This window comes from Candidatus Methylomirabilis limnetica (genome assembly GCF_003044035.1).
Lineage (GTDB): Bacteria > Methylomirabilota > Methylomirabilia > Methylomirabilales > Methylomirabilaceae > Methylomirabilis > Methylomirabilis limnetica.
In genome coordinates this window covers 65,703-91,302 of the sequence record NZ_NVQC01000013.1, presented here as the reverse complement: position 1 = coordinate 91,302, position 25,600 = coordinate 65,703, and the positions used below count along the sequence as shown (strand labels likewise).

Below are 25,600 nucleotides of genomic sequence, written 5' to 3'. Positions count from 1 at the left end.
AGATGACTGTATCGGACCAACTCCAGTAAATAGCTTTCCCTCTCGCATAGGATCGCTTTATGCCGGCCTTGGAAAAGATGTCCCACCTTCCGGTATCGCTGGTTCCAGTACCGCGTGTAACGGAATAGAAGATTTTTGCATGATTTTGGACAACGGGGTTGGACCGACTTCGATCAGGTGGTGGACGTGATTGCCCATCAGACCATAGGCCTACAGGCGACAGTCACACCGCAGTCGGGTGTCTTGAAGCAACTCCAGATATCGCCCTCGGTCGGCGTCATCCGACAAGATCCGTGGGCCGTGATTGCCACGGCAGATCACATGATACAGGGCGCCTGGACAATACACTCGCGGTTTTCGTGCCATGCCCGATCCTACGACGTACGACGGGAATCACCAAGAGGCAATAAGGCATGCCTGACCCCTTTGTTAAGGAACTCAAGTCGCTGAAACGGGCTTACGCGATCCGCACCCCTGTCCGGCGAATCTCACTAGCAAGCGAATCGGTGTCGTTGAAATCTTCTGGTGTAAAGGGATGAGGCTCAATGCGGTCATCGATTTGGGCAGCGAGGCGCATTAAGGCAAGCCGCTCCTGAAACAGATCGGCGGAAAAATCCGGCGATACCACCGCCAGATCGATGTCGCTCCACTCAACAGCCGTACCCTTGACCTGAGAGCCGTACACGTAGGCTGCCTGCACATGCTGTCGCATTGCCGCCAGGAAACGCTGAGCACTCTGATTCACCCCATCTGGGATCGTAGCCATTGGAACATCTCCCTGATCGTCGTCATGTGGCAGGTGGTATACTCGGCTGTACACACCAGTAGCTTTGACCCGCTCTACTTCTATCGTCTCTGCTTCCACGAACCGTAACTCCTCGCAGTCCGCTCCATATATTACGGGGAGCATTAACTAGATTGCACTCTTGCACAACATCTCCAGCAACTTCCCCCTTTACAAAAGGGGGATTGAGGGGGTTTTACCGATCGTTAAAATCCCCCCTTACCCCCCTTTGCGAAAGGGGGAGGCACGCTATTGTATGCTCTGAGTAATAACTAGGCTCTACTTGATGGGGAGCGTACCCGTATTTTGAGGCTGGTGTCAAGCGCGGGATGGCTTTGGTTCGTGCCGTCGATACTGACCCCGGCTCTCGGATCAACTGCAAGCTTGCTCTTCGCATGAATTCTACTATACTCTTGGACTAAGGGCGAGGGGACCGAATATTGACTCACGCCCCCGGCGATGCGAGAAGCGATCTGGGTATGGGAGGGGGATACCATGACGATTCAAACAGAGCACCACTATATCATGCGGGATAACGGCATCCTCAGCGGAGAGCCCATCATCATGGGCACACGGACCCCCGTACGCGCGATTGTCGAGCTTTGGCGCCTTGGGGTTAATCCGGAGGAAATTCCCCTACATCTGCCACACCTCACCCTTGCCCAAGTGTTCGATGCGCTCAGCTACTACGCTGACCATCGGGAGGAGATCCAGCAGTGCATCGAACGCAACAAAGTGCCCGACGACCTGACGCATCCGGCAGTCCGTACGGATGGCTAGCCCGCCCGCCAGGGTCTACCTTGACGAGGATGTGTCTGTGGTGGTCGCCGCGATATTACAGGCGCGCGGATTCGAGGCGCTGACCGCACGGGATGCTGGTTTACTTGGCCGGGCAGACTCCGAGCAATTGGAGTTCGTCGCAGAAGCCAGCCGCATCCTCCTCACCCACAACCGAGTTGACTTCGAACGCCTCCATCGAGGCTGGATTGAAGGTGGGAGGCAGCATTCTAGGCGCACGATGACCCACTTCTGTTTCCAGCAGAACCGAGAGGTCTGGTTCGCATGAGCACGCCACGGGTAGACGTGGTGTTTCCGTTGTTGGATGCCCGGGAGCATGGGCTGGAGTGCGTTCGTTCCTGGACCGGGAAACAAAGCATCGCGCGTGAAGCGTTCCGTCTAGTCATCGCTGCGGATGGATCCGACTCGGTCTTCGAAGCGGAGGTGCGGCGCGTTCTCGTCCGCACGACCGAATGATCAAATACCCCCGCGGGTTGGACCCCCAAAATCTCGTGGCACTTGCCTCGCGCGATACCGAGGCCGAGCTGGTGCTAGTCACCGAGCATCACTGCGCCGCCGACCCAAACTTGGTCCAGCAGGTGATCGAGTATTTCGACCGCAACCCCGGCATTGCAGGTGCGGGGCTATCGGTGCGCAACGTTGGAGCGGCCCGTCTCGCCCCGATGGAGCGCCGCTGGTTTACTGAGCACGCCCCCGGGAACTCCCTTGACAGCCAGTGGAATCTCCTGAAGACTTACGGATACGTTGTGCGCAGCTCGGCCCTCCGTGCCGCCGGCGGCATTCCCCACGAATTCGGTCTGTTCAACAACACGCTTCTCGGAGCACGATTGCACCAGATGGGATTGCGCGTCGCGACCATCCCCGATGCTGTAGTCACCCATCACAACAGCGAGGACTACGCCGACCACCAGCGGCGAATCCATACGCACATCTGCGACGAATGCCGCTACCGGCTGCTGAGCGACGCGACCTTCTGCGATGCCTACTTCGGCCATGCGCCGGAGTGGTCCGATCGCGCCGGATACCACGGTGCTCTCGATTGCTCGGCCGTGCTGGCGCTCGCCCGCGCGAGCGCCGTGGATCTCGCACACGGCTATGTGAGAGATAGCGGCCTCGCGGAGTTGGCCACAGGACTCGCTTGGGCATTATTCGGGTCGCGCTCGCGCCTGACGGTAGCGAAATGGGTAAACGCTTGGACGGAGCTGCGCACTTACGTGCTCGCCCAGTTCCCCGAGGCGGGATGGCGCGCATACATCCGTTCTTGGGAGACTCGCATCCGCGCGACGCGGATTGAGATGGCGCTCGCCCATCGCGACGGTCCGTCGGACCCCGTGATGCTCACCCACCTGCGCGGCATCGAGGAGATCCTCGAACATCAACGACTCGGCTTCCACGCCCTGGAGAGTTGGAACGGAGAAGCATTCCGGTGGGGAGCGCCGCTGGCTCGCCTGCGGGTCAGCCTGCCGCCGGGAGCCGGGGAAATCGTGCTCGACACACGTGAGCTACGCGGCCCGGTGGATCGCTACTTGCGCGGCGTATCGTGGGGCACGCGGGCAGTCCCGCGCCGGGACATCCGGGCGATCAGGGGAGAACTCCACTGCCGGCTCCGCGGCCCGAGCGGACCCCGGTGGCTCACCGTCGTGACGCGACCCTTGCCACCAGCACTGAATGGTCCGCGGGACTCGCGTCGGCTGGGCATTCCGCTGTTCGCGCTGCGGTCACGATGAGCTGGAGAGGTAAGGTCATTCTAGTCAACACCACTGATCGCGGCGGCGGAGCCGAACGGGTCGGGTGGCTCCTGCTTAAAGGACTTGAAGCCCGCGGGGTCGACGCCTGGATGGCGGTGGGCGACAAGAAGACAACCGATTCCCGAGTGATACCGTTCTGGGGCAGCCCACACTTCGACTACCGACCCTACGCAGGCGTGGTGGATCGAGCGCGTCGGCGACTCACGCTCGCAGCAGAACGTTGGCTGGGGCTCGAGGGTTTTGCGCATCCATACTCCACCCTGCTCCTCGAACTTACCGGGCAGCCGCCTCCGGACCTCGTGCTCGGCGTCAACCTGCACGGCGGATTTTTCGACCTGCGGGCGCTCGCGCCCCTCTCCAAACAGGTGCCAGTAGTGCTGCGCCCCGGCGACAGCTGGCTCGTCACCGGCCACTGCGCCTGCCCCGGCCAGTGCGATCGCTGGCTGCGCGGCTGCGGCCACTGCCCGGACCTCGAGCGCGAACCGGCCATCCCGCGCGACGCGACCGCCTTCAATTGGCGCCGCAAGCAGCGGATCTATGCCCACTCCGAGCTGCACGTGATCGCATTGTCCGAGTGGCAGTTGAAGCGCCTGAACCAATCGATGCTCGGGCCGTCTATCCGCTCGAGCCGCGTGATCCCTAACGGTGTCGATCCCGGAATCTTTCACCAGGGATCGCGCCGGGAGGCCCGAGATGCTCTCGGATTACCGCACCTCCGGCCGATTTTCCTCACCGTCGCGCACGGAGGCGTGTCTAACCGCTTCAAGGACTGGGCCACGCTTGAAGCCGCCGTACGCCGGCTCTCCGATGCGAATGTCGGACATGAGCCGCTGTTCGTGATTGTCGGCGGTCGCAAGCCACGCACCGAACAGTGGGGGTCGACCGAGGTCCGCCATGTCCCGTATCTCGATGTGCCAGCCGACCTCGCCGCGTACTATCGTGCCGCGGACCTGCTCGTTCACGCGACGCACGAGGAGAGCTTCTCCAACGTCGTTGCCGAGGCGATATCCGTGGGACTGCCCGTGGTAGCAAGCAGGGTCGCGGCGCTGCCCGAACTCGTCGATCACGAGCGTACCGGGCTCCTCGTCCCGCCCTATCGGCCGGACGCGCTGGCCGGGGCGATTGAGCAATTGCTCGCCGACCCTAGGCGCCGCGAAACCTTCAGCGCCGCCGCAGCCAAGCGAGCCCGCGTGTCTTGCGGGCTCGATCGCATGGTTGATGCGTACCTTGACTACTTCGCTCAGCTCGTCGCGGATCGCCTGCGGTGACTGAGTATGCCCGCTAACGGCCGTCGACCTCGTGTTGCGCGAGAGCGGCTGAAGCGGCTGTATACGTAGCATCATCCGAGAGGCTAACGCAAAGGAGTTCGTCACCATGAACATTCCGACAATCCGACATCAACTGCATGTAAATTTGAGGCTCCTCAGTAGAATCTATGGGTAGATTCTGGCACGGGTAAAGCGCCAAGCGTATGGTACAAAGCGATTTCAGCCGCATGATAGGTCCGAAAACCATACGCTTTTCTGGTCGTCCATTTCGCTTGGGTGGTCACACCCTCCACCACACCACTGGAAACCCGCCCCTTGGCACGGAACCAGTTCAACAACAGCTCACGATGACCGCGCAACATCCGGGCGACTTTCTTCATCGGCTCGATCTTCGAGCGCAGTGTTTGTGTGCACCATTGATCCAGAAACCGTCCCGCCCAATGCGCCGAGGTGTACGACCAGAAGAACTGGAAGTTCTCCTTCAGCAGATAGCTGCGGACGGTCTTCAGATTGTACTGCAACAGCGTGGCCAGTCGGGTCTCCTGCTTGTCGCTCAGATTCTCCGGCCGCTTGAGCACCAGCCAGCGGGTCTGGGTCAGTACCGGTTCATACCCCTTCGCCTTGAGCGCATTGGCCTCTTCGGCACGGACCTTATCAATGGCCTTGGTTCAGGTGCGCCATGATGTGAAAGCGGTCCAGCACATGGATGGCCTGCCCGGCCTTCTTGGCAATGACCTTCAGGGACGGCTTCCACATATCGCTGCAGATAAACTGCAACGCCTGACTGCGCTCCCGGCCCAACCAGTGGAAGGTCTGCAGCAGGGTCTTGACCGTGCGTTTCTCGCCCACCCACAGCAGCCGCTTGCGGTGGGCATCGATCTGATAGACCAGCGTCAAATACCGATGGCCACGCTGCCAGGCGATCTCATCCACCCCGATGGCACCGATACCAGAAAGATCTTGATGCGCCCGGCCCCAGTCGACGGCCATCTCCACAGCGCGGAATACCGAATCCCAACTCATGCGAAAAGCTTCTGCCACTTCCTTCCAGCACAGACGTTTGGCCCAGGAGGCCAGAAACCAGGCGTAGGCTTGGGTCAGATGCTGCTTACCCTCTGCCCAGGGCATCCGCTCCACCCGAACCCCACACGCTGGACAGTCCACGCGCCGCGGCGCATACACAAAGAACACCTTCATCCCCCACAACGGCACAAACTCAAAGCGGCGCACCGCCAGGGTGTCGTACCCCGGCCTGGGTCGATCACAGCCAGCGCAGATCGGCCGACTGTTCATCCGCGGGTGCAGGTCTACTTCCAGTGCCGGCACCGCCGCGTCTTCAACCCAACGCACGGTGCCGTACACAAAAGACTTGAATTTCTGGACACGATTGAGGATAGTCTTGATCTGCATCCCGCCTCCTTACTTTCTGATCGATGGTTGCTCGTAACTTCCATCTTCTCAGAATCAGGGTGCGGGATGCACTCTCTCACATGAGACTCCTCTCTCATCTCTCTATCCAGCAACACCACAAACTCCTACAGTTCTACCCACAGAGTCTGCGGACGAGCCGGATTATCGCATTGATCAGTTTGGTCATTGCCTTATCAGGGCTGAGCAGTCAGTAGGGGTCAGGCCTGCCTTATTGTCTTTTTAAAAGGCCGCCCTCTTCGCATCGTCTCACACAGGACCTGCACCGACGTCACGAGGTCCTGGTCCTTCTCCCTCTGGTCCACCAGATTTCTGACACCCCGGCTCAACGACCCGGGGTCTTGCCTCAGGGCTTGAGCCATCTCCCGGTTCTCAAGCCGCCGACCTCTCTTCCTACCCAGGCCATCACCCGTTTGATCCGCACCGCGCCCCGCTCCTTGCCCCGATCCATCACGGCCCCAGCCGACACACCACACTGTTTGAACACCCCCTTGCATATCTCTTCCCATGTCACGGCCACCGCTTGCGGCGGATCCTCGTTCTTTAACCGCCCCGTCACTTCCTGCACGAACGCATCATCTCCCAGATACCGCTGATCCACCACCTCGTACACATCCGCCCGATGTCCTTCTTTCACCCCTTCGCGCACACATCGCTGAGAGGCCCCCACCTCCTCCCCCACCGAGGCAGCACGTCCTCGACCGCCATCCACCCGGAGCCCTTCCCCCTGACAGACGCCCCGTGGCTGCTCCAGGCGTATCGGCTCGGATCTCGGACGAGTCGGCTTCCGCACCGGATTGAGATGACTGTATCGGATCACCTCCAGCACATATTACGGGGAGCACTAACTAGATTGCACTCTGGCACAACATCTCCAGCAACTTCCCCCTTTACAAAAGGGGGACTGAGGGGGTTTTACCGATCGTTCAAAACCCCCCTTACCCCCCTTTGCTAAAGGGGGAGGCCGGCTATTTTAGGCTCTGAGTAATAGCTGTCCTTCTCGCAGAGGATCGCTTGATGCCGGCCGTGAAACAGATATCCCACATCCCGGTATCGCTGGGTCCAGTCCCGCGTGTCACGGAAGAGAAGAGTGTGCAGGAAGGCGGACAACGGGGGTGGACCGACGTCGATCAGGTGGTGGACGTGAGTACTCATCAGACCATAGGCCTACAGGCGACAGTCACACCGCCATCGGGTGCCTTGAAGCAACTGCACGATATCGCCGCCGGTCGGCGTCATCCGACAAGATCCGTGGGCCGTGATTGCCCCGGCAGATCACAGGAGAAAGAGCGCCGGGACAATACGCTCGCGGTTTTCGTGCCATGGCCGATCATACGACGTACGACGGGAATCACCAAGAGGCAATAAGGCATGCCTGACCCCATTCCTGACCCCATTCTAAACTCGATTCTGCACGATCAGCGTTCCACAGGTCTGTCGACCTCTCCAACGGCGGGGCGCAGTATAGCCCATACTGGCCTGCTGCCCCCTCGCCCCCCTCACCGAACTCCCTGTGCCGACGGACGTGCTGGAACACGGGGCACGAATGGCGGTCGCCCGAGACCTTTTCGGGGCCTCGGTGAGCGCGACCACCGTCTCGAATACGACGGCTGTCCCGGCCGCTTCCCTGTAGGGTGTTGGCACCGCCCAGCAGGTTCCGGGATATCCACATCGTCCAACTCGCCGAGATGGAAGGGTTCATCGGTGTCCCCTTGATGAATTTTAAATACCCCTTCGGCGTGAGGAGCGGGTGCTAGAGTTTCCCTTGACATCCCTGTAATAATATTTCATCCTACTGAGTAGGCTTCAACTGAACAGGAGGTGACGCGATGCGTACCACCAAGACATGGACTATTTCGCTTCCCCCCAAGCTTGTCCGAGAGGCCGAGCGTACGGCTAAGGAGGAACACCGAACCAAGAGCGAACTGGTCCGGGAGGCCCTACGCCTGTACCTTGAAGACCAACAGTGGCGGACACTTCAGAGAAAGACAGCCCTCCAAGTACAGGCGCTCGGGATCAGAACGGAAGAGGACGTGGATCGACTCGTGCACGCAATCCGCAAATAATCCCTCCCTTCCATGCGGATTGTCCTTGACACCAATGTCCTGATCTCCGCCCTGGCCTTCCCGGGAAGCAAGCCGGATCAAATCCTTTCTCGCATCCGCCGACGAGCAAGCGAGCTGTTCATCTCCCCCTTCATCCTGTCCGAGCTCGACCGCGTTCTGCGAGAGAAATTCCGTTTCACGAACAAGGAGGTGGATGTTCGGGTCAATGCGATCCGTGCCATTGCCCATGTGATTACACCGATAGAGCGGATTACCATTGTGACAGCCAACGATGATGATAACCGCATCTTGGAGTGTGCTGCTGCGGCTCAAGCCGAGTTCCTGGTTACTGGTGATAAGGAGCATCTGCTACCTCTAGGATCCTACCATGGCATCAAGATCGTCAGTCCAGCTCAATACCTTGATCTCCTGACACAAGGTATCTAGGACACTACATCAGCGAGATCGCTTGGTTAATGGTGACCGGTGTTAGCGTGGCGAGATTTGGTGGTGCACACCGAGGACGAATGGCGATCACTTCCTAAGCAGGGACGGTTCTAGCAGACAGTGATGCGGAAGGGGTCTGGGCATGAGGAAGGCTGTCCATCACGGTCTCCTGAGCCACGCCAGTCGACCATCGGTCAGGCACCGCTTGCCCTGCCCTGGCGCGGGTAGGTCCGCGGCCTCGAGGTCGGCGTCCATCATGATCCTGACCAAGTCCCGGAACGTGACTGTGGGCTCCCACCCGAGCCGTCGCTTGGCCTCGGAGGGATCGGCCTGCAGAAGCGGGACCTCGGTCGGGTGGCGGTAGCGCGGATCCTCCGCCACGTAGTCCCGCCAGTCCAGGTTCACGTAGCCAAAGGCCTCCTCCACGAATTCCTGAACCGAATGCGTCTCTCCGGTCCCGAAGACCAGGTCACACGGTACCTCTTGTTGGAGCATCAGCCACATCCCCTCGACGTACTCCGGCGCAAACCCCCAATCGCGTCGGGCCTCAAGGTTGCCCAGGAACAGCTTTGTTTGGCGCCTCGTCGCCTCTCTCAGACAAAGGTTCCCCTTCTCCAGCGTCCTTGTTCTTTCCCTATAGCCCTGTTGCAGTTACCTCATGCCGAACCGAATACATGAAAGGGATCTGGCGTAATCAGAGGACTCCAGAAAGGCAGGAAGTGACGGGTCAATGTGAGTGGTCCGATGAGGGCGTTCACGTTTTGGAAGGCGGTGATCGTGGATCAGCACAGAAGGGTCTGGCCGATATTGCGGTGCTCATGGAGGTGTACCCTGGTCTGCGAGCCCAGGTGCCAGAAGAGGTTCTGCTGCACCCACCGATGCAGCGGTACAGTTGACTTTCATACACCTTCATCTTACACTAACAATCAAGGAGACTCTATCCATGCCCAAAACCGCAACATCTCCCAAAAAATATGGTGAGACAGGGACCTTTGCGAGGATCGTTCGTGCTAAGAGTATCATGCACGGCCAGCCGATCATCAAGGGCACACGTATCCCCGTCTCCCTGATCTTTGATTACCTGGCCGATGGTTACTCGATCAAAGACATTCTCGATCAGTTTCCTCATCTGACACCGGAAGATATCAACGAAGCTCTCCGTTATGGCTCGAACGCCCTTCAACGATAAGGCCTCTGCTTGCGCTTCTTGATCGATGAGTGCGTCTCGCCCACAACTGTTGCATTGCTCAGGGGCCTAGGCCACGACGTTCTGGATATTAAGGAGCTTGAACGCTTCGGAACTCAAGATTTCGAAATCTATCGTATCGCCTGTCAGCAAAAGCGTGTCATCGTCACAACCGACAAAGGCTTTCGTATGTTTGACCCCGCTCGATGCGGTGGGATCATCATCTCCACGATCCGGCCCAACACCCCCGTGCGATATGAACCCCGCCTTAAACATCTGCTCACCACTACCCATCTTGATGAATTAACCGGCGTACTGGTTCTCCTCGAGGAGAAGCGGCACCGATTGATCAAACGGCAACCTCACCGGTAGTTTCAATGTACTATCGCGCGGGTTACATCCATCGGTCAGGCACCGCGTCCCCTGCCCTGGCGCGAGTAGGCCTGCGGCCTCGAGGTCGGCGTCCATCATGATCCTGACCAAGTCCCGGAATGCGACGGTAGGTTCCCACCCGAGGCGTCGCTTGGCCTCGGAGGGATCGGCCTGCAGGAGCGGAACCTCTGTCGGGCGGCGGTAGCGCGGGTCCTCGGTGACGTAGTCCCGCCAGTCGAGGTTGACGTAGCCAAAGGCCTCCTCCACAAACTCCAGCACCGAATGGGTCTCACCGGTCCCGAAGACCAGGTCACACGGTGCTTCCTGCTGGAGCATCAGCCACATCCCCTCCACATACTCCGGCGCAAACCCCCAATCGCGTCGAGCATCGAGGTTACCCAGAAACAGCGTCTTCTGCCGTCCAGCGACGATGGCGGCCACAGCCCGCGTAATCTTCCGCGTGACAAAGGTCTCCCCCCGCCGGGGCGACTCATGGTTGAACATGATGCCGTTACAGGCGAAGAGGCCGTACCCTTCGCGGTAATTGCGCACCATCCAGTAAGCGTACAGCTTGGCGATCGCATACGGGCTGCGCGGCTGAAAGCGGCTCTGCTCGTTCTGGGGCGCCGGAGCATCGCCGAACATCTCGCTGCTGGAGGCTTGGTAGATCCGGCACCCCACCCCACTCTTCCGGATCGCCTCCAGTAAGCGGACTGTGCCCAACCCGGTGATGTCGCCCGTGTAGTCCGGCATGTCGAAGCTCACGCGTACATGGCTCTGCGCCCCCAGGTGATAGACCTCATCCGGCCGGACCTCATAGAAGAGGTTTGTGAGTTGGCTCGAATCGGAGAGATCACCATAGTGCAGGATGAGCCGGGTCTCAGGGTCATGCGGATCCTGGTAGAGATGCTCGATCCGCTGCGTATGGAAGGTGCTGGCCCGCCGGATCAGCCCGTGGACTGTGTAGCCCTTTGCGAGCAGCAGCTCGGTCAGGTACGAGCCATCTTGCCCGGTGATCCCCGTGATGAGCGCGATCGTCATGTGGGTGCTCCTCGTTACGCGTCCGATGGAGCCGCCCGCAGTAGATTCCTGAGTCCTACTCGGTCAGGACTGGCCCCCGTCTCCCGTAGGCGGGACCATCCGGTTGCTACAGCGTATAGCCGACGTTCCTGGCATCATCGTATCGGGAACCGTGAGCCTAAATCGGGTCACGGACGTTTGAGAATGTCGTGGGTTCCGATTCGACGGAGAAGGTACGCCGTCCCCGTAATCTGAAACGTGAAGCGGTATCCCTCGGCGATCCTTCCTTCCCAGATATCCGGGTACCCTCGCATCTTTTCCACGTGGAGCGAGGGATGAGCCGGGTTTTGGAGGAGCAGGGCGAGCTGCTTTTCCGCTCTCCCCTTCAGAGAGAGTGGCAGTCTGGTGAACTCCTTTTTGAAGCGCTCGGTTCGGGCGAGGATCACGAGCGGAGATCCCGCAGGAGATCTTCAATTCGCTCAAAGCTCTTCGCCCCACCTGCTCTGATCTCGGCCTCTGCCTCCCGCTCAACTTTCTGCCACTCCTCCGTCCACCAGTAGAGCTGTTCAGGGTCGATGAGCCCCACCCTCGCGGCGACCCTGGCCTCTGCAAGCGTCAGCCCCTTGGCCTGCATGAGATTCTTCTGGATCCGCTCGATCTTCGCCTGGGCGCCGGCAAGGAGGCGCTGCTCTCTAAGTGAGAGCTTCAGGGCTGGGGCCTTCTCCGCAAGCTGTTTGGGCGTCAGCACAATCTTTCGCCCCTCGACTTCGGCTTCCAGGTAGTCCCTCACCTGAAGCTGTAACCTCTCGAACACTTCCTTCGGAATGGTGATCTGGTGCTTCGGGCCGATCCGGGTTAACGCCATCGCTTGCCTCCGGTGAATGGGCAGGAGAAATGAGGTCACGACAATCGTACTTACTTCCTTATTCTAAGAAAGTATAGCACGCGACATGAGCTGCGGCAATTCAGATGGTCTTCGTCGTAATCGGAGGGGCAGCCCCCTCTCAACCGTAGTGCAGAACGACGCGGGTCTCAGGGTCGTGCGGATCCTGGTAGAGATGCTCGATCCGCTCCGTATGGAAGGTACTGGCCCGCCGGATCAGCCCGTGGACTGTGTAGCCCTTCGCAAGCAGCAGCTCGGCCAGGTAGGAGCCGTCCTGCCCGGTGATGCCGGTGATGAGGGCGGTCTTCATTCTGGGTCTCCTCGTTGCGCGTGCAATGGAGTCGCCCGCGGTAGCTCCCTGCATCCTCCTCGTGCAGGGCTGGCCCCTTCGCCGGCAGGCGGGACCATCCGGTTGCTACAGCGTGCCTGAAGGAGACCCCGATGTCAAGACAACCGATGGCCGCCCACTTCCGGCTCAACTGGAAGACAGTCGCGGTCATCGTCGAAGGAGCGGTTCTATGACAATGCCATGGCCGAAAGTTTTATGAAAACCTTAAAAATCGAAGAAGTGTATCTCTCGGGGTACCGGACGCTGGACGATGTCCAGACCAGACTCCCGTATTTTATCGAACAGGTGTATAATCATAAGCGACTGCATTCAGCCTTGGGCTACCGACCGCCGGAGGAATTTGAAGCGTTCTGGACGGCCGCCCAGATTAACCAAGACCCCTGTCGAGGGACTCTCACCTAAACCGTCCAAACTTAAGGGTGCAGTCCATAACTATGGTACAATTTACGTAGCTATCGGATCAGAAAGGAGGACTTACATTTCAATGATTGAAAAGGTGAAAATCTCTAAGTTCAAAGCGAGCTGCCTCACGCTCTTGGATAAAGTAAAGAAAACAGGACGGCCCATCCTGGTAACACGCCGGGGTGAACCCATGGCTCAGGTAATCCCACCTCCTCCTCCGGAAAAACAGGCATCCTGGTTGGGCGCATTTCAATCCACGGGGAAGATTGTGGGAGATATCACTTCGCCCGCACTACCCATATCCTTCTCTGGGCTCTTTTAGAGCCCGCTCGTCTGAGTAAACGTGTCGCCACAGCCCTTCAGGATCCGGCCAATGAGCTATGGGTCTCACCCATCAGCACCTGGGAAATGATCCTCCTTGCCGAAAAGGGGCGCGTCATCCTGGAACCGGATCCAGCCACCTGGATCCGCAAGGTCTATAGGACCATTGCCTTTCAGGAGGCCGTACTGAATCATGAAGTCGCCATTCAAAGCCGATCAGTCGATCTTCCCTACCAGGATCCGGCTGATCGTTTTCTTATTGCCTCAGCTCGGGTCTATGATCTGACGCTGGTTACAGCGGATGACCGCTTGTTACATTTCAAACAGGCATCTATTCTCCCCAATAGATAACCCATGGGAAGGGACGGCTTCATTGGGAAGTTACGAGTGTCTGTCCCTATTTACCTGTCCCTATTTACCGGCAATTCAGATGGTCTTCGTCGTAATCGGAGAGGCAGTCTCCTCTCAACCATAGTGCAGGACGAGACGGGCCTGCGGGTCGTGTGGATCCTGGTAGACATGCTCGATCCGCTCCGTATGGAACGTACTGGCCCGCCGGATCAGCCCGTGGACTGTGTAGCCCTTCGCGAGCAGCAGCTCGGTCAGGTACGAGCCGTCTTGGCCGGTGATGCCCGTGATGAGGGCGGTTGTCATATAGGGTCTCCTTGTTAGGCCTCTTCTCTCTCGACGTCGGATGCCGCCAATAGCCGGGAGGGTCTACGCTATCCGGTACGACAATCCGTTCCCTACAGCGTATAACCGGCCTTCATGGCGTCATCGTGAAACATCTTGACGGTGTCGAGTGAGTACTCATGCAGATCCTTGCCAATGAGGTGCGATTTCTTCAAAAGATCTTGTGTCACGGTAATGATATGGCAGCCAATGACGTCGGCTTGAATGATATTGAGCAGTTCACGGGGGCTGGCCCAGATCAATTCAACAGCAAGGGGCAAGCCAACATAGCCGAGTCCGACTACCGCGATGGTTGTTTCAGTCATTCTTCACGTCCCTATAATTAATTCGGCATAAATCCGATGGAGCGGACTGGATCCAGTCCGCAATACTGGTGAATTTCTTCAAGCTCAGCAAACGATCTAACCGCCCCCATGCCTGCGCCACACCGTAAGCTCGAAACAACCGAAACAGGATCCCACCCCCAGCAATGTTAGGGCTATCCAGGTCAAGATCGTAGGGATGCACACACAACATCCCGCAAAGACCCTGCCGCTCTTTCTGTTTCAACATTGCCAAAGTTATCCAGGCCGGAAAAGCACGGAAATAAAGACCGCCGGCGACGGGAACACAGAGTGGCCCAAAATTCAAACCGGATGCTGGGATTTCAAGAATCTGCCGCCCACCAGGCAAATCAATCAGTAATGGTCTCCCGTTTCGCCGGAGCTCATCCGCCCCAAATGTCGGGAAAAAACTACTGTCGTAACTCAGCCCTTCCTCGGCAAGGATGGACATCACCCACTCTTGATTATCCGGAGTTACTGACCATTTTGTGGCGCGATAGCCCAAAATGGGTTTCCCGCAAAGGTCGGCAAGGATATTAAGGGAATCACGCAGGTCTTGTCTAAATTCTTCCCTACTTGCTATCCGCCTAATCACTCTGTGTTCATAGGAGTGGGATGCCACTTCGTGGCCGAGTTCGGCACACCGCCTGACCAATCCCGGAAAATCTTTCGCAAAGCGCCCGGTGAAAAAGAATGTGGCCTTCTGATTATGTTTTCCCAACGAATCAAAGAGCCGCTCGACGATAATATGATCTCGGGGGGCGATCCCCTCCCAGCCGCTCATTCCTCGATAGCGATATCCTTCGTACCAATGCTCCACATCGAAGGTAAGAAAATGTTTGTGCTGAATGTTCATGGAATGTACCGCCTGATTTTTGGACCGAGAATGCGCTGAATACGGCCCGGCAGCACCGACCAGACCCTGGCGAACATCACTGCCTTGTTGCCGCGATAGAGATCCGTAGATGCCGATGAAACCCGAACACCCTTCTCGTATGAATGATAGTTCAACGGAACTTCCGTCGCCCCCCATTGTTGCTTGAACTTGTATGTACCTGAATCCCGCTTGCTGCGGCCAAAATCAAAACGGCGCATTCCGGCGGCCATGGCCCGTTGCAACGCCTCCCAATACAAAATCATATTGGGATTCAGATGTCTGAACTCAACCAGACTGGAAGCAATCGGGTCTATCCAGGTATCGCCGAATTTAAGCACCAACATCGCCGCAATCGCGCGCCCTTGCAGGCGAACCGTCAGGACATCCGCATCATCCCCGAAGGATGATAGTATCTCGTCCACAAAAGCCCGCGGATGAACCGGCGTGCCCAGCCGTCCCATGTTATCCGCGTAAACCTCGTACAAGTCAGGTGCTTGCTCACGGCCCCACTGAACTTCAAGCCCCGCTTTTTCAGCCTTGCGCACTTGATTGCGCACCTTGTCGCCGATCATTTTCCAAAACAGATCACGGCTATCGGGAAGCTCCAGGATCAAGGTAACTTCTTCTGAAGAGAAAACGTCCCCTGGGTGACATAACTCCCTGACTTCTACTCGATGAATTCCTTTGTCTGTAAGAAAGGACAGCGCAGCCTTCATTACAAGAACCGGATCGGAGTCGTTGGCAACCAAGAGCCCCCCATAATTACAATAAGGGACAGAGACGGCGCTGCGCCCACCAACGCCGGGAACAAGAGCCAACGGCAGAATACCAACCCATTCCGATTCACGAACAATCGCAAGATAGAATGTCATCAGCCCATACGAATTACGTATGACATCGCGCCAGTGGTAGAGGTGACAGTAATTGCCATTGTTCTTTTGTACGAACGCATTCCAGTTATCAATGGAATCTGCATGACAGTCCACAACCTGATAGTTTTGCAAACCGTCCCCTTCAATTTCTATCTGGATATTTTTGCCACACTGCAGCCAAAAATAACCTTGGCAGTATTGGGACGCGGGTAACAAGCCGCTCAAGATTAGAAAGAATCGGGTAAAGCCATTTTTTCCAGCGAGTGGGCGTTCCGATGATTAAGGATTGGCTGATCAGGAGGTACGCAATATTTCCGCCAGTGAAGAAAGCGACTTCCCTGAACCCCGATTCAAGGAAAGGACGCAGCTGGTCTTTATAACTTAACGCTTCTTCGTCTTTTTGAAATCGACTATCGAAACGGTACCAAACCATTCGGAGTGCGTTGAACCATGTATCCTTATTGGGCTCGACAAATACAAAATGCCCTCCCGGCTTTAATAACCGATAAACCTCTCGGATTGTTTCCCCAAGACAAGGGATAACATGATGCAACCCTCCGAATATATAAACCACATCGAATGAGGCCTGGGCCAGTTTCGTATCGTGTATGCTGGTAGCGACACATTCTCGATGCCATTTCTCTCGGTACATTTCAGCGTTCCGCTCAGATATATCCAAGCCGGTAACTATTGCACCTTTCGAGATTAAATATTCCGTCTCGATTCCCGATGCGCACATGGCATCGAGTACAACCTTGCCCTGCAAATCGAAATCAAAAAGTTTGCTTCGGATAAATTCTGTACGGTACAACTGGCTATACTGATCCCCATGATGCCTCACATGCTCTTGGGCCTCATTATTGTATCGCTTTTTTTGATACTCAATTGAATTCTGCTGTGACTCGGACAGTTCACTTTTTTCAGTCGGCATCTGCTGTTTTCCCATTGCTTACCTCTTTTATTATTCAACCCTTGGGGGAGCGATCAATCTGGTATTTTTTCACCACGCCGCCTTTAACTCAATTTGACTTCTGCGCAACATAAAGATTATTCAGCCCCCACATAAATTTTACCTGCTTGGTAAATTTAAGGGGAGGGGCATTCAAGTAACCCATGATTTCATTGAACGGCATGCAGTACTGCTCGTCTTCCTCCATACCGCGCTCGCTGTCCATATCCTTCTTCCCGATGACCGCATAAGAGAAATGCCGCCATAGATGTCCAACCGTCTGCGTAACGGGTTCGCCTTCGGTCATGAGCAGATTTCCGCCGGGCTTTAACACCCTCGCAATTTCCACAAATTCTTTCACGCGCACGTTTTCCGGAATATGCCCCCCGACCGCGATCAAAGTGACCGTGTCAAAGGTATTGTCCGCATACGGCAAGTGGGTCATATCCTGATGTACCCGTTCAACGCCGCCGTAGGCGTAGACATCAATCCCGACACTCTCCGGATGATCGCACCAGTTTTTGATAAACAGGTTGTCCTTTCCACAGCCGATGTCGAGAACTTTGCCCTTGGCATGCATGGCGACGATTTCAAATCGTTCATCGCGCAATGAAGTCAGACCGAAGGAACGTTCCTCCGGCACGAATAAAGCTCTTATTGGGAAAAACAGCGCATCCAAAATTCTCTGTGGAAGTCCACGGACTGACTGTTTCATTGAATGTGCTCCCCCCGACGAATGGCAACCACCTGATCAACCAAAATGCCAAACAGAAAAAAATGAACCGATGCCAATAAAGCGATCAATCCGCGAAGGCTCGATTCACCCACCGTATAGTAGCTGTTGATGGTAAATCCGGCCCCGATCAGAAACGTGGCGAGGCTTATCGGCAAGAATACTCGCAACGGGGCAAACAAGGTGACGATGCGGATAATCAGCATGATGGTATTGAAACCATCCGCCACGGACACCGTGCTTTTCCCTGCGCGCCTGGCCACCTCGATCGGAATGTGCTTGACCGTGTAGCCGCCCTTGAACGCCGCAATGGTCGCGGTGGTTGAAAATGAAAAACCATTGGGCAGCAACGGCAGGAAACGCAGGGCCATTTCGCGATCCACCGCACGGCAGCCGGAATTCAGATCCGGTATCTTCCGCCCGGTCAGGCGGTTGGCCAGCCAACCGAGGAATATCTTTCCAGGCTTGCGCATCAGCGGGGAGCCCGCCGTCCCCTTTCGGGCGCCCACAACCATGTCGTAGGTTTGGCGTTCGGCCACCAAGCGAAAAATGTCATTCGCGTCATGCTGCCCGTCCGCATCAATGAAAACGACGGTCCGCCCGGCAGCCGCGCGGATGCCGGTTTTCAAAGCCGCCCCATAGCCTTTGTTGTACGGGTGCCTGACAACATTCGCCCCTGCGGCTTCGGCAACATCCCCCGTGCCGTCGGTAGAGCCGTCGCAAACGACGATGACTTCACTCTCGCAAGGAAGCGTTTGCAAGACCGCTTTGACCTTGGCAACCACAGAGGAAATATTCGCGGCTTCCTGGTATGCCGGAATGATGATGCTAACGGATTCTTTTATGGTTTTCACTGATACCTGCCTTTCTAAGCAATCATGAATATCTTCGCTTCGCCGGCGATCTCTGATACAGGCCTCAAACCACATTCGATGAGCACTTGGGCGCATACTGGATTAACGTAGATAACATAAATCGGCCGACGGGATGCACGGAATGACAGGAGCAAATTCAGCATGACTGCGCGAACCAGCTCGCATCCAAAAGGGTTATATAGGAAAACAACATTGATGTCGGCCGGCGGGATGTATTGGGTTGCGTCCTCGTTGCACACGATGCATTGGTCACGCATGAAAAGGGTAGGGTTCCCATCAAGGTTATGTGATGTGATTTTACATAGCGCCGGATCCAGCTCCACGCCAATGACGCGTCTAAAACCAGCCATCAAAGCCATGAGCATGACTCTGCCCTTCCCTGAGCCAAAATCCAGAAAAGCACTCTGTTCAGGCTGAACACCGAGCCGTGATAGTTCGTCAAAGCATTGATTAACAATCCACGGGTTGGCGCCTTGACATGGCGCGCGGTAGTTATCAAGATACTGGCCTGCCAAGACGTAATCAGCCATTTCAGGTTTTGTGTCTGTTCCATACTTAAGATCAAATCCTACCTCGTGAGACAAATAACGCACGGTATTCAACAAACCGCGCCGCCTGATTGATCGGAGCACTAACTCAAGCTTTCCCATCTCAATTTCTTTTCCATGCAATGGGAATGAGCAGGATCAGCTGTGCCATCATGGAGAAAACCAGTCCATCGAGTAATGAGATCGTTATCGCCATGTCGGAAGAAACACCCTGCCGGTGCAGAAGGCCGATATATACAGCCTCCCTCGTTCCAAGCCCGCCGACTGACAGCGGGAGCAGAGACACAAGGGACGAAGACGCATAGGCCAAACCAAGATATAGCCCGGAAACGGACACTTCCAAAGCCAGCCCCAAGAACCACAGTTGGACAAACGACAGGATTAGGATCGCAAGTGAGAATGGAAAGAAAAGGGATGCCGCCAATCTTCCAAGCCGGGCCAATCCTTCGCCTAAAGACGACAGGTCATTATATGCAGGATGCTTCCAAGGAAACAACCCCATCACACGACTACCCAATCTGCTCAATCCCCCTATATTTATCAGACAGACATACAGCACAACCACCAAGGCTAAGAACACTACGAGCGTTAAACCCCTGGTCTCAACACCGAAAATCATGAAATAGAAAACTCCGGCTACGCTGGCCATCAACAAAACCGAAAAATCAACCAGCCTCTCCATCAAAACAACACCCCATGCCAAGCGGGCGCTCAATCCAAAGCGCGTCAAATACATTACCTTGGAAAACTCTCCAATTCTCGCAGGTGTAACCATGCCATAAAACGCCGGTTCAATCACGCTCTGATATACATCTCTGAACGCCACACGATAGCCAAGGCGATATAAAAACCAACGCAAGCGAACAACCTTCAGCAAAACAGCAATAAAAAATACGACGAAATACCCAACGACATAAACCGGCCGAATTTCCTTCAGAAGCTTCCATACCGTAATCCAGTTAATTTGGAATACAATCCAGATGAAGAGCAGAATCCCGATAAGTCGGAGCCAGCGAAACGAAGTCTTAGCCACCGGCGTCTCTCCGCGCTGGAATATTACACATCAATGCAGACTTCATGCTTTCCATTCTAGTACCATGTAACAGTTAGTATTTCGTATTTAGCCAACCTATGGCATACTGGCGGAAACCTCACAATGGAGGCCGCCATGTCGCCGAGATACCGCGTGACCCTTACAGAGCAAGAGCGCAGGGAGCTGGATGCCGTAACGAAACGTGGCAAGACGCAGGCGAGGAAAGTCATACATGCGCGAGCACTGTTGTTGTGTGACGCCGGAGAATGCGGCCCGGCCTGGACGGTTGCCGATACAGCGGAAGCCCTTGGGATCAGCAGCCGATCGATCGAGCACCTCAAGAAACGCGTTGTAGAAGATGGACTTGATGCCGCGCTTGAACGAAAACCACGGGAGAAGCCGCCGCGGGAAGTCACGTTTGATGGGGCGTTTGAGGCACGATTGATCGCCCTGGCCTGCGCCGAGGCCCCGGAGGGGCATCGGCGATGGACGGTCAGGCTCCTTGCCGACAAGGTCGTCGAATTGAACTTTGTTGCGTCCGTATCACACATGACCGTACAGCGAGCGTTAAAAAAAACGCACTGCAGCCTCATCGCAGCAAGTACTGGAAAATCCCTCCGGAAGGGAGCGCGGCGTTCGTAGCCAATATGGAGGACGTGCTGGCGGTGTATCACCTGCCGTACGATCCTGACTATCCGGTGGTGTGCATGGATGAGTCCTGCAAGCAGATGATCGGCGAAGTGCACCAGCCGATCCCCTGCGCACCTAGACGCCCGGCACGCATTGACGACGAATATGTCAGGAACGGCGTGGCCGAGATATTTATGGCAGTCGAGCCGCTTGCCGGCAAAAGACATGTGGCGGTCACGACGGAGCCTGTCAACGACTTTGAGACACTGACCGTAGGCATTTAGTGTGCGACTCTCTTTGTCAGTGGGCTCACCTCGGTCTGCAAGAAGTTCATGGAACCCGCGATGCGTAGGTCGGCCTGCGTGACGATCGTCGATCCTGTGACAACCGGGAGATCCCTTTTCGGCTTTGGCGGATTGATCCATGCCTGTTGGGGTATTTCCTGATGAGTGGGCGGGTTGCGCACGAATCTCTCCGGATGGAGGGCGAAGGCCTTATCCAACGTCCTCTGCCGGGCTGCGAGGATCACCGGGGCCCGACCGTAGTGGACGGCCTCCGGGGTCATCATGCCGATTCCCGAATGATGGTGTTCGGTGTTGTACCAGTCGATAAGCCTGCCGCAGCACCCCCGCCCATCCTGGAGGGAGCCGAAGCGGTCCGGGAAACCCGGAAGGTACTTTAGGGTCTTGAACTGAGATTCGGAGTACGGGTTGTCATTGGAGGTATGCGGCCGCGAGAGCGACTTGGTGATCCCGAGGTCCGCCAGCAGCAAGGCGACGGGCTGGCTGGTCATCGAGGGGCCGCGGTCCGAGTGCGTCGTGAGCTGCCCCGGCTCGATCCCCTGGCGGCGGCAGGTCTCCTCGATGAGATGTGTGGCCAAGGCGGCGCTCTCCCTGGTGGCCAGCAGCCAGCCGGGGATGTAACGGCTGAAGATGTCCAGGAGCACGTAGAGGTAGTAGTAGGTCCATTTCACCGGTCCGAGCAGCTTGGTAATATCCCAGGACCAGACCTGGTTCGGGGCGGTCGCCAGCAGCTCGGGCTTCTGGTAGACCGGATGGCGCAGCTGATCGCGGCGTTCCCGCACTTCCTGGTTCTCCTCGAGAATCCGGTACAAGGTCCGCTCCGAGCACAGATAGCGGTATTCATCGAGGAGCCGGGTGTAGACCTGAGCCGGGGCAAGATCGGCGAATCGCGGCTCGTGCAGCACCGCCAGGGCGGTCTGGCGCTCCGACGGCGTGAGCGCTCGCGGCGGGCTGCGCCGTGCGGTGCGCACCGGCTGCGGCCGCTGCCTCCGGTAGAAGCTTGCGCGAGCCAGTCCCATCGCCGCGCAGGTCGGGGCGACGCCCAGCCGATCTTTCACAGTGGCGACGGTCTGCATCATGGCTTCTCGTCGCTTTCGGGAAGCGCGATCCCCAGGATCAGTGAGACTTTTTTTTGGAGATCCACCAGGGCCTCGGCCCGCTCGAGCCGAGCTTGCAACCTCCGCGTCTCGCGCTCGAGCTCGACAATCTTCCGGTCCCGCGGGTCGGGAGGGACGACCTTGGGTCCGCGCTTCTTCGGCGCCAGCCCCGCGATCTCGCCCCGCTCGCGTGCCGCCCGCCATACTGTCAGGTGGGAGCTGTACAACCCTTCCCGCCGCAGCAAGGCGCCGATCTCCCCAGTCCCGCAGGCCTCCGCCTCCTTGAGAATCCTGCGCTTGTACTCCGCGCTGAACCGCCGCCGGGCTGCCTTCTCCGTCACCTCCACCTCCGGTGCGATAACCGCTGCGCTCAACTCACTCATTTACCCAACTCTTTCCCAGCCCTCTTCTACATTAAACTCCAGGGGGGTCACTGTCTCACTCATGTTGGCAGAGAGGGCGGCGCATCGCACCTCGAAGGATTGGGCGAGGCAGATCCAGCAGATGCTTGATGTACGGTATCCGCACGCCATCAAGGTACGGCTGATTTTGGATAACTTGAACACTCACCGCATTGCCTCACTCTATGACGCCTTTCCACCAGAGGATGCCAGGAGGCTGGCGGCGCGACTTGAGATCCATTACACGCCCAAACATGGGAGCTGGCTGAATATGGCTGAGATTGAACTCAGCGTCCTCAAAGGACAGTGCCTTGATCGTCGTATTCCCGACATGGCCACCATGCAGGCAGAGGTAGCCGCCTGGACAACAGACCGAAACAACCGCACACGGACAATCAATTGGCAATTCACTACGGCGGACGCTCGGATCAAGCTGAAACGTCTTTATCCGCAACTGTAAACGTTACATAGTACTAGGCTGAACACCCGATAGTTAAGTACTCTGGGATCGCCAGAAATTGGTAGATTGTCGCTTTTTGTTCTTAATGTGTACACAGAAGTCTGCTGTTTGCGATAGTTCAAAGGCAGCATGACTGTGTTGCGGCCGGTAATTGTAGTACTGGTGAAAACTAGGCTTCCATCTTTATCCAATACTTCAAGCTTTAAAGGACTACTGCCGTGGCTCGGTCCCGGTTCCAAATCAAGCACAACATTAGCTACTCCGTCATTGTTGCCCCCCGTCAGAAGGAGTTCGGTGGAGCGACCCGCCCAGCGAAAATGCTCTCCACCAAAGTTTTCATAGGCCTCCCAACCCTGCCCCAAGTGAAGGGCAACACTAGGCGTGAATCCGTCTTCGGCTTTCTTGGGATTGTCCTTGACGATGTCCTCAGTTGCATTAAAGAAAGTCATTGCCCTGTCGTCATATATTCGATCCGACCAGCCAACCGCAAAAACTCGATACAGCAATACTCTGTCATCATGAGGGAGCAAACTGTTTCCCTTTGCCCCAGATCGAATAACCAGTGGCTGCTCGGCACTCACAACCCGCTTAGATGGAATCCATTTGCAATACACGCCACCACCGTCCAACGTGAACTTGCTGAGAACCTCCTTCCCAGCCGCAGACACGACCATATTGATGGCCCCTTCTGCACTTGGGCCTTTCTGAAAGCAGATTCTGAGGTAGTTATCCCGCATCTCATCAGCCGAACTAGGACGAATGACATAGATGCCAAGATTGTCATTTTTTCTATGCCCCATCCACCGGAACACAGTATTTTTCAAAACAGGATCAGCAGAAAACCGCTCGGGGTCGAACCATGTGCGGATCATCAGGTAATTTTTCGCTATGGCGCGCTTGATGGCAAGGCCACCTATTTCAGCTACTGTTTCGGTGAATTGAGCACCAGTAATGTCTGATTCGCGCCCGGACGGGACAATAAAGTAATCTGCAAATCGTGGATCACGTATCGTCTCTACACCATGTGCCTTCAGCGTTTGCCGCACTGAAACTCCATCACCTCCAGTTAGCTCAACAAACGACTTCTGCAATAAAGTACGGTCAAGTTGAAGCAAGCTCGTGTAGCGCTCCGCGTTCTGGTTATACGGACGGCGATAAATCCCGTACGCCATGTACAAGTCAGAACCAAAGTTAGCCAGGATGATAGTGGCACAAAGCAATTTAATAGCGCGCGACTTCGTGTGAAACACGTAACCAACGATGCCAATCACGAAGATGAATTGATGGATGTATAGAAATTTGTAGAGGTAATAACTATCAACGATGAAGTATCTGAACACAAAATACGCCACAATCCAAAAAAGACCGAATATCAGGAAAAATCCAGAATTTTTCAGAGTTTTCGTTTTGAAATAACTAACCAACAGTATTCCTGCTATCAAAGACGAGAGCAGGATAAACACCAAGTAAGCGGTCTTACCGAGAATACTTCCAACAAATATTGACCCTTCCATGGGGGAAGGTATCAGCCCAAGAAAAAGCGGAACAATCAGCCAGCAATGGGTGAAACTCCATGCACGGTACTGCCCATCCTGTCTCAGCCTGTATCCCTCGGTTACATACCACAACCCTGTCAGTGCAATCATAACTACGAGTGCAAAAACGAGAATGGTTATGTACAGAATGCGCGGATTTCTTTCAATTGCCGATCGAATGACTGTAACGCGGCTACGAAACGATTCCAGAGATGATAACCAGTAGACCAATAACGGCAAACCAAGGATCGCCAGCGGGTGGGGGTAAGAGAATGCAATTGCACCTACGATTAACCCACCGAAAATCGGTTTATGTTTAATGTCCAGATTGGCATCATCTTTGGCTAGCACCAGATAAAGCAGTGCCGGTATCAGTGCTCCATACATCAATGAACCCACATGCCCGGCAAAAAAAATTGTTAAGTAAAAAGTGCTGCTCGCTGAAATCACTGATGCCGCCGCCGAAGCTGCAGGTGTCATGGAGAAAGCATGCCTGGACAGATAGAAAATACCAACCGTTATTAGAATCAAATTAAGGATTGCTTGTATCAACAGCACATCAATCCCATGGTATTCATCAAAAAGAACGGACCAGAAGGCAAGGCTGCTGTATTGGAAACGAAATCCATCGCCGGCGTACCACGCCTTGTACGAATCAGCCTCCCGCGCCTTTTTTGCCAACGTGCCTGTAACCTTGGCAAAGTCATACCAAGACCTATCTCCGATAATTTCTCCCATATCGAATGAGTGCGTATCAGCTATCAGATTAGTAACATAGGCATCCCTCCCATTGAGGCCATCCTCCATGTCGTAATTTCCAGAATGCCAATAAGCTCCCCAGCCTGAAAATAAATACGGCCAAGCAGCCAAGAGAACAACGACTAAACTGGCTGCCACAGGGTATGAAAACCTACCCGGGATGCGGGTAACCGTCTTGCTTGAGGGATGTGCTGTCACTCTGGTTCCTGCCCAGAACTTTAAACCACGCGCTAGTAGACTTAGTGCTGCCAAAATAAATGGCAATGCCACCGTGAACACAGTAGCGATAAACGCAGAATTAAATTGCATGTACAAAACATAAAACGCAATCAATATATAGGCGTAGCCAATATGTAATACGAGTCTTTTTGAATTGTCGTTTGCACGAAACGTAAATACCAGAAGTGCCCCGGACAGCCCACAAGTGAGCAGCATTCCTAATAGAACTAGTATTATTTTCAT

The 25,600-nt window shown here is 55.8% G+C and carries 30 protein-coding genes and 7 pseudogenes; 16 read left to right on the top strand and 21 right to left on the bottom strand.

Annotated features, from left to right (window positions below):
• Positions 1–210 precede the first annotated feature (210 nt).
• Entirely contained in the window at positions 211–366 is a 156-nt protein-coding gene (locus tag CLG94_RS13235; RefSeq protein ID WP_161953997.1) for a hypothetical protein, read from the bottom strand.
• 91 nt (positions 367–457) lie between these two features.
• Positions 458–766, bottom strand: coding sequence for a nucleotidyltransferase domain-containing protein (locus CLG94_RS03230; RefSeq protein WP_107561515.1), 309 nt, complete (start codon positions 764–766; stop codon positions 458–460).
• Positions 767–1,279: 513 nt separating this feature from the next.
• Here CLG94_RS03230 and CLG94_RS03225 point away from each other — a divergent pair.
• The 3 genes from CLG94_RS03225 to CLG94_RS03215 are packed head-to-tail and all read left to right on the top strand — an operon-like array spanning position 1,280 to position 2,038.
• Entirely contained in the window at positions 1,280–1,564 is a 285-nt protein-coding gene (locus CLG94_RS03225) for a DUF433 domain-containing protein (RefSeq protein WP_107561514.1), read from the top strand.
• Positions 1,557–1,850, top strand: coding sequence for a DUF5615 family PIN-like protein (locus CLG94_RS03220; RefSeq protein ID WP_107561449.1), 294 nt, complete (start codon positions 1,557–1,559; stop codon positions 1,848–1,850). The genes CLG94_RS03225 and CLG94_RS03220 overlap by 8 nt, the downstream gene beginning before the upstream one ends.
• A complete protein-coding gene (locus tag CLG94_RS03215) occupies positions 1,847–2,038 on the top strand; it encodes a hypothetical protein (RefSeq protein WP_107561448.1) in 192 nt (63 codons plus the stop codon). The genes CLG94_RS03220 and CLG94_RS03215 overlap by 4 nt, the downstream gene beginning before the upstream one ends.
• Positions 2,039–2,205: 167 nt before the next feature.
• Here the strand turns inward: CLG94_RS03215 and CLG94_RS12965 are convergent, their stop codons facing one another.
• Positions 2,206–2,610, bottom strand: coding sequence for a hypothetical protein (locus tag CLG94_RS12965; RefSeq protein ID WP_161953996.1), 405 nt, complete (start codon positions 2,608–2,610; stop codon positions 2,206–2,208).
• Between the two features lie 48 nt (positions 2,611–2,658).
• On the opposite strand from CLG94_RS12965, the gene CLG94_RS12960 reads away from it, so the two are divergent.
• Both CLG94_RS12960 and CLG94_RS03205 read left to right on the top strand, forming a co-directional pair.
• A complete protein-coding gene (locus tag CLG94_RS12960; protein WP_153062383.1) occupies positions 2,659–3,309 on the top strand; it encodes a hypothetical protein in 651 nt (216 codons plus the stop codon).
• Positions 3,310–3,419: 110 nt separating this feature from the next.
• Positions 3,420–4,598 (top strand): glycosyltransferase, encoded by a 1,179-nt coding sequence (locus CLG94_RS03205; RefSeq protein WP_333783536.1) that lies wholly within the window; start codon positions 3,420–3,422, stop codon positions 4,596–4,598.
• A gap of 155 nt (positions 4,599–4,753) precedes the next feature.
• On the opposite strand, the pseudogene CLG94_RS03200 reads toward CLG94_RS03205, so the two are convergent.
• Positions 4,754–6,008, bottom strand: a pseudogene (locus CLG94_RS03200) (ISL3 family transposase).
• 364 nt (positions 6,009–6,372) lie between these two features.
• Entirely contained in the window at positions 6,373–6,846 is a 474-nt protein-coding gene (locus CLG94_RS03195; protein WP_153062382.1) for a hypothetical protein, read from the bottom strand.
• Between the two features lie 197 nt (positions 6,847–7,043).
• On the opposite strand from CLG94_RS03195, the gene CLG94_RS03190 reads away from it, so the two are divergent.
• The 3 genes from CLG94_RS03190 (at position 7,044) to CLG94_RS03180 (ending at position 8,518) form a co-directional block, all read left to right on the top strand.
• A complete protein-coding gene (locus tag CLG94_RS03190; protein ID WP_107561444.1) occupies positions 7,044–7,394 on the top strand; it encodes a hypothetical protein in 351 nt (116 codons plus the stop codon).
• Positions 7,395–7,855: 461 nt separating this feature from the next.
• Complete coding sequence (locus CLG94_RS03185; protein WP_107561443.1) at positions 7,856–8,092, top strand: ribbon-helix-helix protein, CopG family; 237 nt, start codon at positions 7,856–7,858, stop codon at positions 8,090–8,092.
• Positions 8,093–8,104: 12 nt separating this feature from the next.
• A complete protein-coding gene (locus CLG94_RS03180; protein ID WP_107561442.1) occupies positions 8,105–8,518 on the top strand; it encodes a putative toxin-antitoxin system toxin component, PIN family in 414 nt (137 codons plus the stop codon).
• 159 nt (positions 8,519–8,677) lie between these two features.
• Here the strand turns inward: CLG94_RS03180 and CLG94_RS03175 are convergent, their stop codons facing one another.
• Entirely contained in the window at positions 8,678–9,115 is a 438-nt protein-coding gene (locus CLG94_RS03175; RefSeq protein WP_432264754.1) for a GDP-mannose 4,6-dehydratase, read from the bottom strand.
• Between the two features lie 346 nt (positions 9,116–9,461).
• Here CLG94_RS03175 and CLG94_RS03170 point away from each other — a divergent pair, with 346 nt between their 5' ends.
• Both CLG94_RS03170 and CLG94_RS13945 read left to right on the top strand, forming a co-directional pair.
• The gene (locus CLG94_RS03170) at positions 9,462–9,707 is read left to right on the top strand and encodes a DUF433 domain-containing protein (RefSeq protein ID WP_107561441.1); all 246 of its coding nucleotides are present in this window, start codon (positions 9,462–9,464) and stop codon (positions 9,705–9,707) included.
• Positions 9,708–9,716: 9 nt separating this feature from the next.
• Positions 9,717–10,076 (top strand): DUF5615 family PIN-like protein, encoded by a 360-nt coding sequence (locus tag CLG94_RS13945; RefSeq protein ID WP_107561440.1) that lies wholly within the window; start codon positions 9,717–9,719, stop codon positions 10,074–10,076.
• Here the strand turns inward: CLG94_RS13945 and gmd are convergent.
• The 4 genes and pseudogenes from gmd to CLG94_RS03145 form a co-directional block, all read right to left on the bottom strand.
• Positions 10,008–11,117: a GDP-mannose 4,6-dehydratase gene (gene gmd, locus CLG94_RS03160; RefSeq protein WP_239993097.1), complete on the bottom strand. Its 1,110-nt coding sequence runs from the start codon at positions 11,115–11,117 to the stop codon at positions 10,008–10,010. The two genes, CLG94_RS13945 and gmd, sit on opposite strands and share 69 nt — an antisense overlap.
• 167 nt (positions 11,118–11,284) lie before the next feature.
• Positions 11,285–11,542 (bottom strand): hypothetical protein, encoded by a 258-nt coding sequence (locus tag CLG94_RS03155; RefSeq protein ID WP_107561439.1) that lies wholly within the window; start codon positions 11,540–11,542, stop codon positions 11,285–11,287.
• Positions 11,539–11,961: an AbrB/MazE/SpoVT family DNA-binding domain-containing protein gene (locus CLG94_RS03150; protein WP_133174617.1), complete on the bottom strand. Its 423-nt coding sequence runs from the start codon at positions 11,959–11,961 to the stop codon at positions 11,539–11,541. Before CLG94_RS03150 ends, CLG94_RS03155 begins: the two co-directional genes overlap by 4 nt.
• 142 nt (positions 11,962–12,103) lie before the next feature.
• Positions 12,104–12,289 (bottom strand): annotated as a pseudogene (locus CLG94_RS03145) (GDP-mannose 4,6-dehydratase); the annotation flags it as partial.
• A gap of 177 nt (positions 12,290–12,466) precedes the next feature.
• Between CLG94_RS03145 and CLG94_RS03140 the strand changes: the two are divergent.
• The 3 genes and pseudogenes from CLG94_RS03140 to CLG94_RS03130 all read left to right on the top strand — a co-directional run.
• Positions 12,467–12,730, top strand: a pseudogene (locus CLG94_RS03140) (integrase core domain-containing protein); the annotation flags it as partial.
• An 82-nt stretch (positions 12,731–12,812) separates the two neighbouring features.
• Positions 12,813–13,052: a type II toxin-antitoxin system Phd/YefM family antitoxin gene (locus CLG94_RS13940; protein WP_161953994.1), complete on the top strand. Its 240-nt coding sequence runs from the start codon at positions 12,813–12,815 to the stop codon at positions 13,050–13,052.
• Positions 12,962–13,402, top strand: coding sequence for a type II toxin-antitoxin system VapC family toxin (locus tag CLG94_RS03130; protein WP_320414606.1), 441 nt, complete (start codon positions 12,962–12,964; stop codon positions 13,400–13,402). Before CLG94_RS13940 ends, CLG94_RS03130 begins: the two co-directional genes overlap by 91 nt.
• 117 nt (positions 13,403–13,519) lie before the next feature.
• Here the strand turns inward: CLG94_RS03130 and CLG94_RS03125 are convergent.
• The 9 genes and pseudogenes from CLG94_RS03125 to CLG94_RS03085 all read right to left on the bottom strand — a co-directional run.
• Positions 13,520–13,705: pseudogene (locus CLG94_RS03125) on the bottom strand (GDP-mannose 4,6-dehydratase); the annotation flags it as partial.
• Positions 13,706–13,797: 92 nt separating this feature from the next.
• Positions 13,798–13,992, bottom strand: a pseudogene (locus tag CLG94_RS03120) (transaldolase); the annotation flags it as partial.
• Between the two features lie 49 nt (positions 13,993–14,041).
• Positions 14,042–14,923: a polysaccharide deacetylase family protein gene (locus CLG94_RS03115; protein WP_161953993.1), complete on the bottom strand. Its 882-nt coding sequence runs from the start codon at positions 14,921–14,923 to the stop codon at positions 14,042–14,044.
• The gene (locus tag CLG94_RS03110) at positions 14,920–15,948 is read right to left on the bottom strand and encodes a FemAB family XrtA/PEP-CTERM system-associated protein (protein ID WP_107561433.1); all 1,029 of its coding nucleotides are present in this window, start codon (positions 15,946–15,948) and stop codon (positions 14,920–14,922) included. Before CLG94_RS03110 ends, CLG94_RS03115 begins: the two co-directional genes overlap by 4 nt.
• 10 nt (positions 15,949–15,958) lie before the next feature.
• On the bottom strand, positions 15,959–16,762 hold the full coding sequence (locus CLG94_RS03105) for a class I SAM-dependent methyltransferase (protein ID WP_107561432.1): 804 nt from the start codon (positions 16,760–16,762) through the stop codon (positions 15,959–15,961).
• A 73-nt stretch (positions 16,763–16,835) separates the two neighbouring features.
• Positions 16,836–17,480 carry a class I SAM-dependent methyltransferase gene (locus tag CLG94_RS03100; RefSeq protein WP_107561431.1) on the bottom strand — a complete coding sequence of 215 codons (645 nt, stop codon included), beginning with the start codon at positions 17,478–17,480 and terminating at the stop codon, positions 16,836–16,838.
• On the bottom strand, positions 17,477–18,352 hold the full coding sequence (locus tag CLG94_RS03095; protein WP_161953992.1) for a glycosyltransferase family 2 protein: 876 nt from the start codon (positions 18,350–18,352) through the stop codon (positions 17,477–17,479). Before CLG94_RS03095 ends, CLG94_RS03100 begins: the two co-directional genes overlap by 4 nt.
• Before the next feature lie 14 nt (positions 18,353–18,366).
• The gene (locus tag CLG94_RS03090) at positions 18,367–19,023 is read right to left on the bottom strand and encodes a hypothetical protein (RefSeq protein WP_107561429.1); all 657 of its coding nucleotides are present in this window, start codon (positions 19,021–19,023) and stop codon (positions 18,367–18,369) included.
• Between the two features lies 1 nt (position 19,024).
• Entirely contained in the window at positions 19,025–19,954 is a 930-nt protein-coding gene (locus tag CLG94_RS03085) for a lysylphosphatidylglycerol synthase transmembrane domain-containing protein (protein WP_161953991.1), read from the bottom strand.
• A gap of 135 nt (positions 19,955–20,089) precedes the next feature.
• On the opposite strand from CLG94_RS03085, the gene CLG94_RS03080 reads away from it, so the two are divergent.
• Positions 20,090–20,596: a helix-turn-helix domain-containing protein gene (locus CLG94_RS03080; protein WP_161953990.1), complete on the top strand. Its 507-nt coding sequence runs from the start codon at positions 20,090–20,092 to the stop codon at positions 20,594–20,596.
• A 14-nt stretch (positions 20,597–20,610) separates the two neighbouring features.
• Entirely contained in the window at positions 20,611–20,868 is a 258-nt protein-coding gene (locus tag CLG94_RS03075) for a hypothetical protein (protein ID WP_133174615.1), read from the top strand.
• A gap of 119 nt (positions 20,869–20,987) precedes the next feature.
• On the opposite strand, the pseudogene CLG94_RS03070 reads toward CLG94_RS03075, so the two are convergent.
• A pseudogene (locus CLG94_RS03070) lies at positions 20,988–22,366 on the bottom strand (IS3 family transposase); the annotation flags it as partial.
• Between the two features lie 85 nt (positions 22,367–22,451).
• On the opposite strand from CLG94_RS03070, the pseudogene CLG94_RS03065 reads away from it, so the two are divergent.
• Positions 22,452–22,844 (top strand): annotated as a pseudogene (locus tag CLG94_RS03065) (transposase); the annotation flags it as partial.
• Here the strand turns inward: CLG94_RS03065 and CLG94_RS03060 are convergent.
• Positions 22,829–25,600: a hypothetical protein gene (locus CLG94_RS03060; protein ID WP_107561424.1), complete on the bottom strand. Its 2,772-nt coding sequence runs from the start codon at positions 25,598–25,600 to the stop codon at positions 22,829–22,831. The pseudogene CLG94_RS03065 and the gene CLG94_RS03060 overlap by 16 nt on opposite strands.

Bases quoted from the DNA above. Each gene is read 5' to 3' on its own strand.
- CLG94_RS03150 (WP_133174617.1), bottom strand. From the start codon at position 11,961: ATGGCGTTAACCCGGATCGGCCCGAAGCACCAGATCACCATTCCGAAG.
- CLG94_RS03180 (WP_107561442.1), top strand. From the start codon at position 8,105: ATGCGGATTGTCCTTGACACCAATGTCCTGATCTCCGCCCTGGCCTTC.
- CLG94_RS03105 (WP_107561432.1), bottom strand. From the start codon at position 16,762: ATGGGAAAACAGCAGATGCCGACTGAAAAAAGTGAACTGTCCGAGTCA.
- gmd (WP_239993097.1), bottom strand. From the start codon at position 11,117: ATGACGATCGCGCTCATCACGGGGATCACCGGGCAAGATGGCTCGTAC.
- CLG94_RS03190 (WP_107561444.1), top strand. From the start codon at position 7,044: ATGCCGGCCGTGAAACAGATATCCCACATCCCGGTATCGCTGGGTCCA.
- CLG94_RS03225 (WP_107561514.1), top strand. From the start codon at position 1,280: ATGACGATTCAAACAGAGCACCACTATATCATGCGGGATAACGGCATC.
- CLG94_RS03100 (WP_107561431.1), bottom strand. From the start codon at position 17,480: ATGAAACAGTCAGTCCGTGGACTTCCACAGAGAATTTTGGATGCGCTG.
- CLG94_RS03060 (WP_107561424.1), bottom strand. From the start codon at position 25,600: ATGAAAATAATACTAGTTCTATTAGGAATGCTGCTCACTTGTGGGCTG.
- CLG94_RS03115 (WP_161953993.1), bottom strand. From the start codon at position 14,923: ATGAACATTCAGCACAAACATTTTCTTACCTTCGATGTGGAGCATTGG.
- CLG94_RS03090 (WP_107561429.1), bottom strand. From the start codon at position 19,023: ATGGGAAAGCTTGAGTTAGTGCTCCGATCAATCAGGCGGCGCGGTTTG.
- CLG94_RS03205 (WP_333783536.1), top strand. From the start codon at position 3,420: ATGGCGGTGGGCGACAAGAAGACAACCGATTCCCGAGTGATACCGTTC.
- CLG94_RS13235 (WP_161953997.1), bottom strand. From the start codon at position 366: ATGGCACGAAAACCGCGAGTGTATTGTCCAGGCGCCCTGTATCATGTG.
- CLG94_RS03215 (WP_107561448.1), top strand. From the start codon at position 1,847: ATGAGCACGCCACGGGTAGACGTGGTGTTTCCGTTGTTGGATGCCCGG.
- CLG94_RS03185 (WP_107561443.1), top strand. From the start codon at position 7,856: ATGCGTACCACCAAGACATGGACTATTTCGCTTCCCCCCAAGCTTGTC.
- CLG94_RS03080 (WP_161953990.1), top strand. From the start codon at position 20,090: ATGTCGCCGAGATACCGCGTGACCCTTACAGAGCAAGAGCGCAGGGAG.
- CLG94_RS03230 (WP_107561515.1), bottom strand. From the start codon at position 766: ATGGCTACGATCCCAGATGGGGTGAATCAGAGTGCTCAGCGTTTCCTG.
- CLG94_RS03220 (WP_107561449.1), top strand. From the start codon at position 1,557: ATGGCTAGCCCGCCCGCCAGGGTCTACCTTGACGAGGATGTGTCTGTG.
- CLG94_RS13940 (WP_161953994.1), top strand. From the start codon at position 12,813: ATGATTGAAAAGGTGAAAATCTCTAAGTTCAAAGCGAGCTGCCTCACG.
- CLG94_RS03170 (WP_107561441.1), top strand. From the start codon at position 9,462: ATGCCCAAAACCGCAACATCTCCCAAAAAATATGGTGAGACAGGGACC.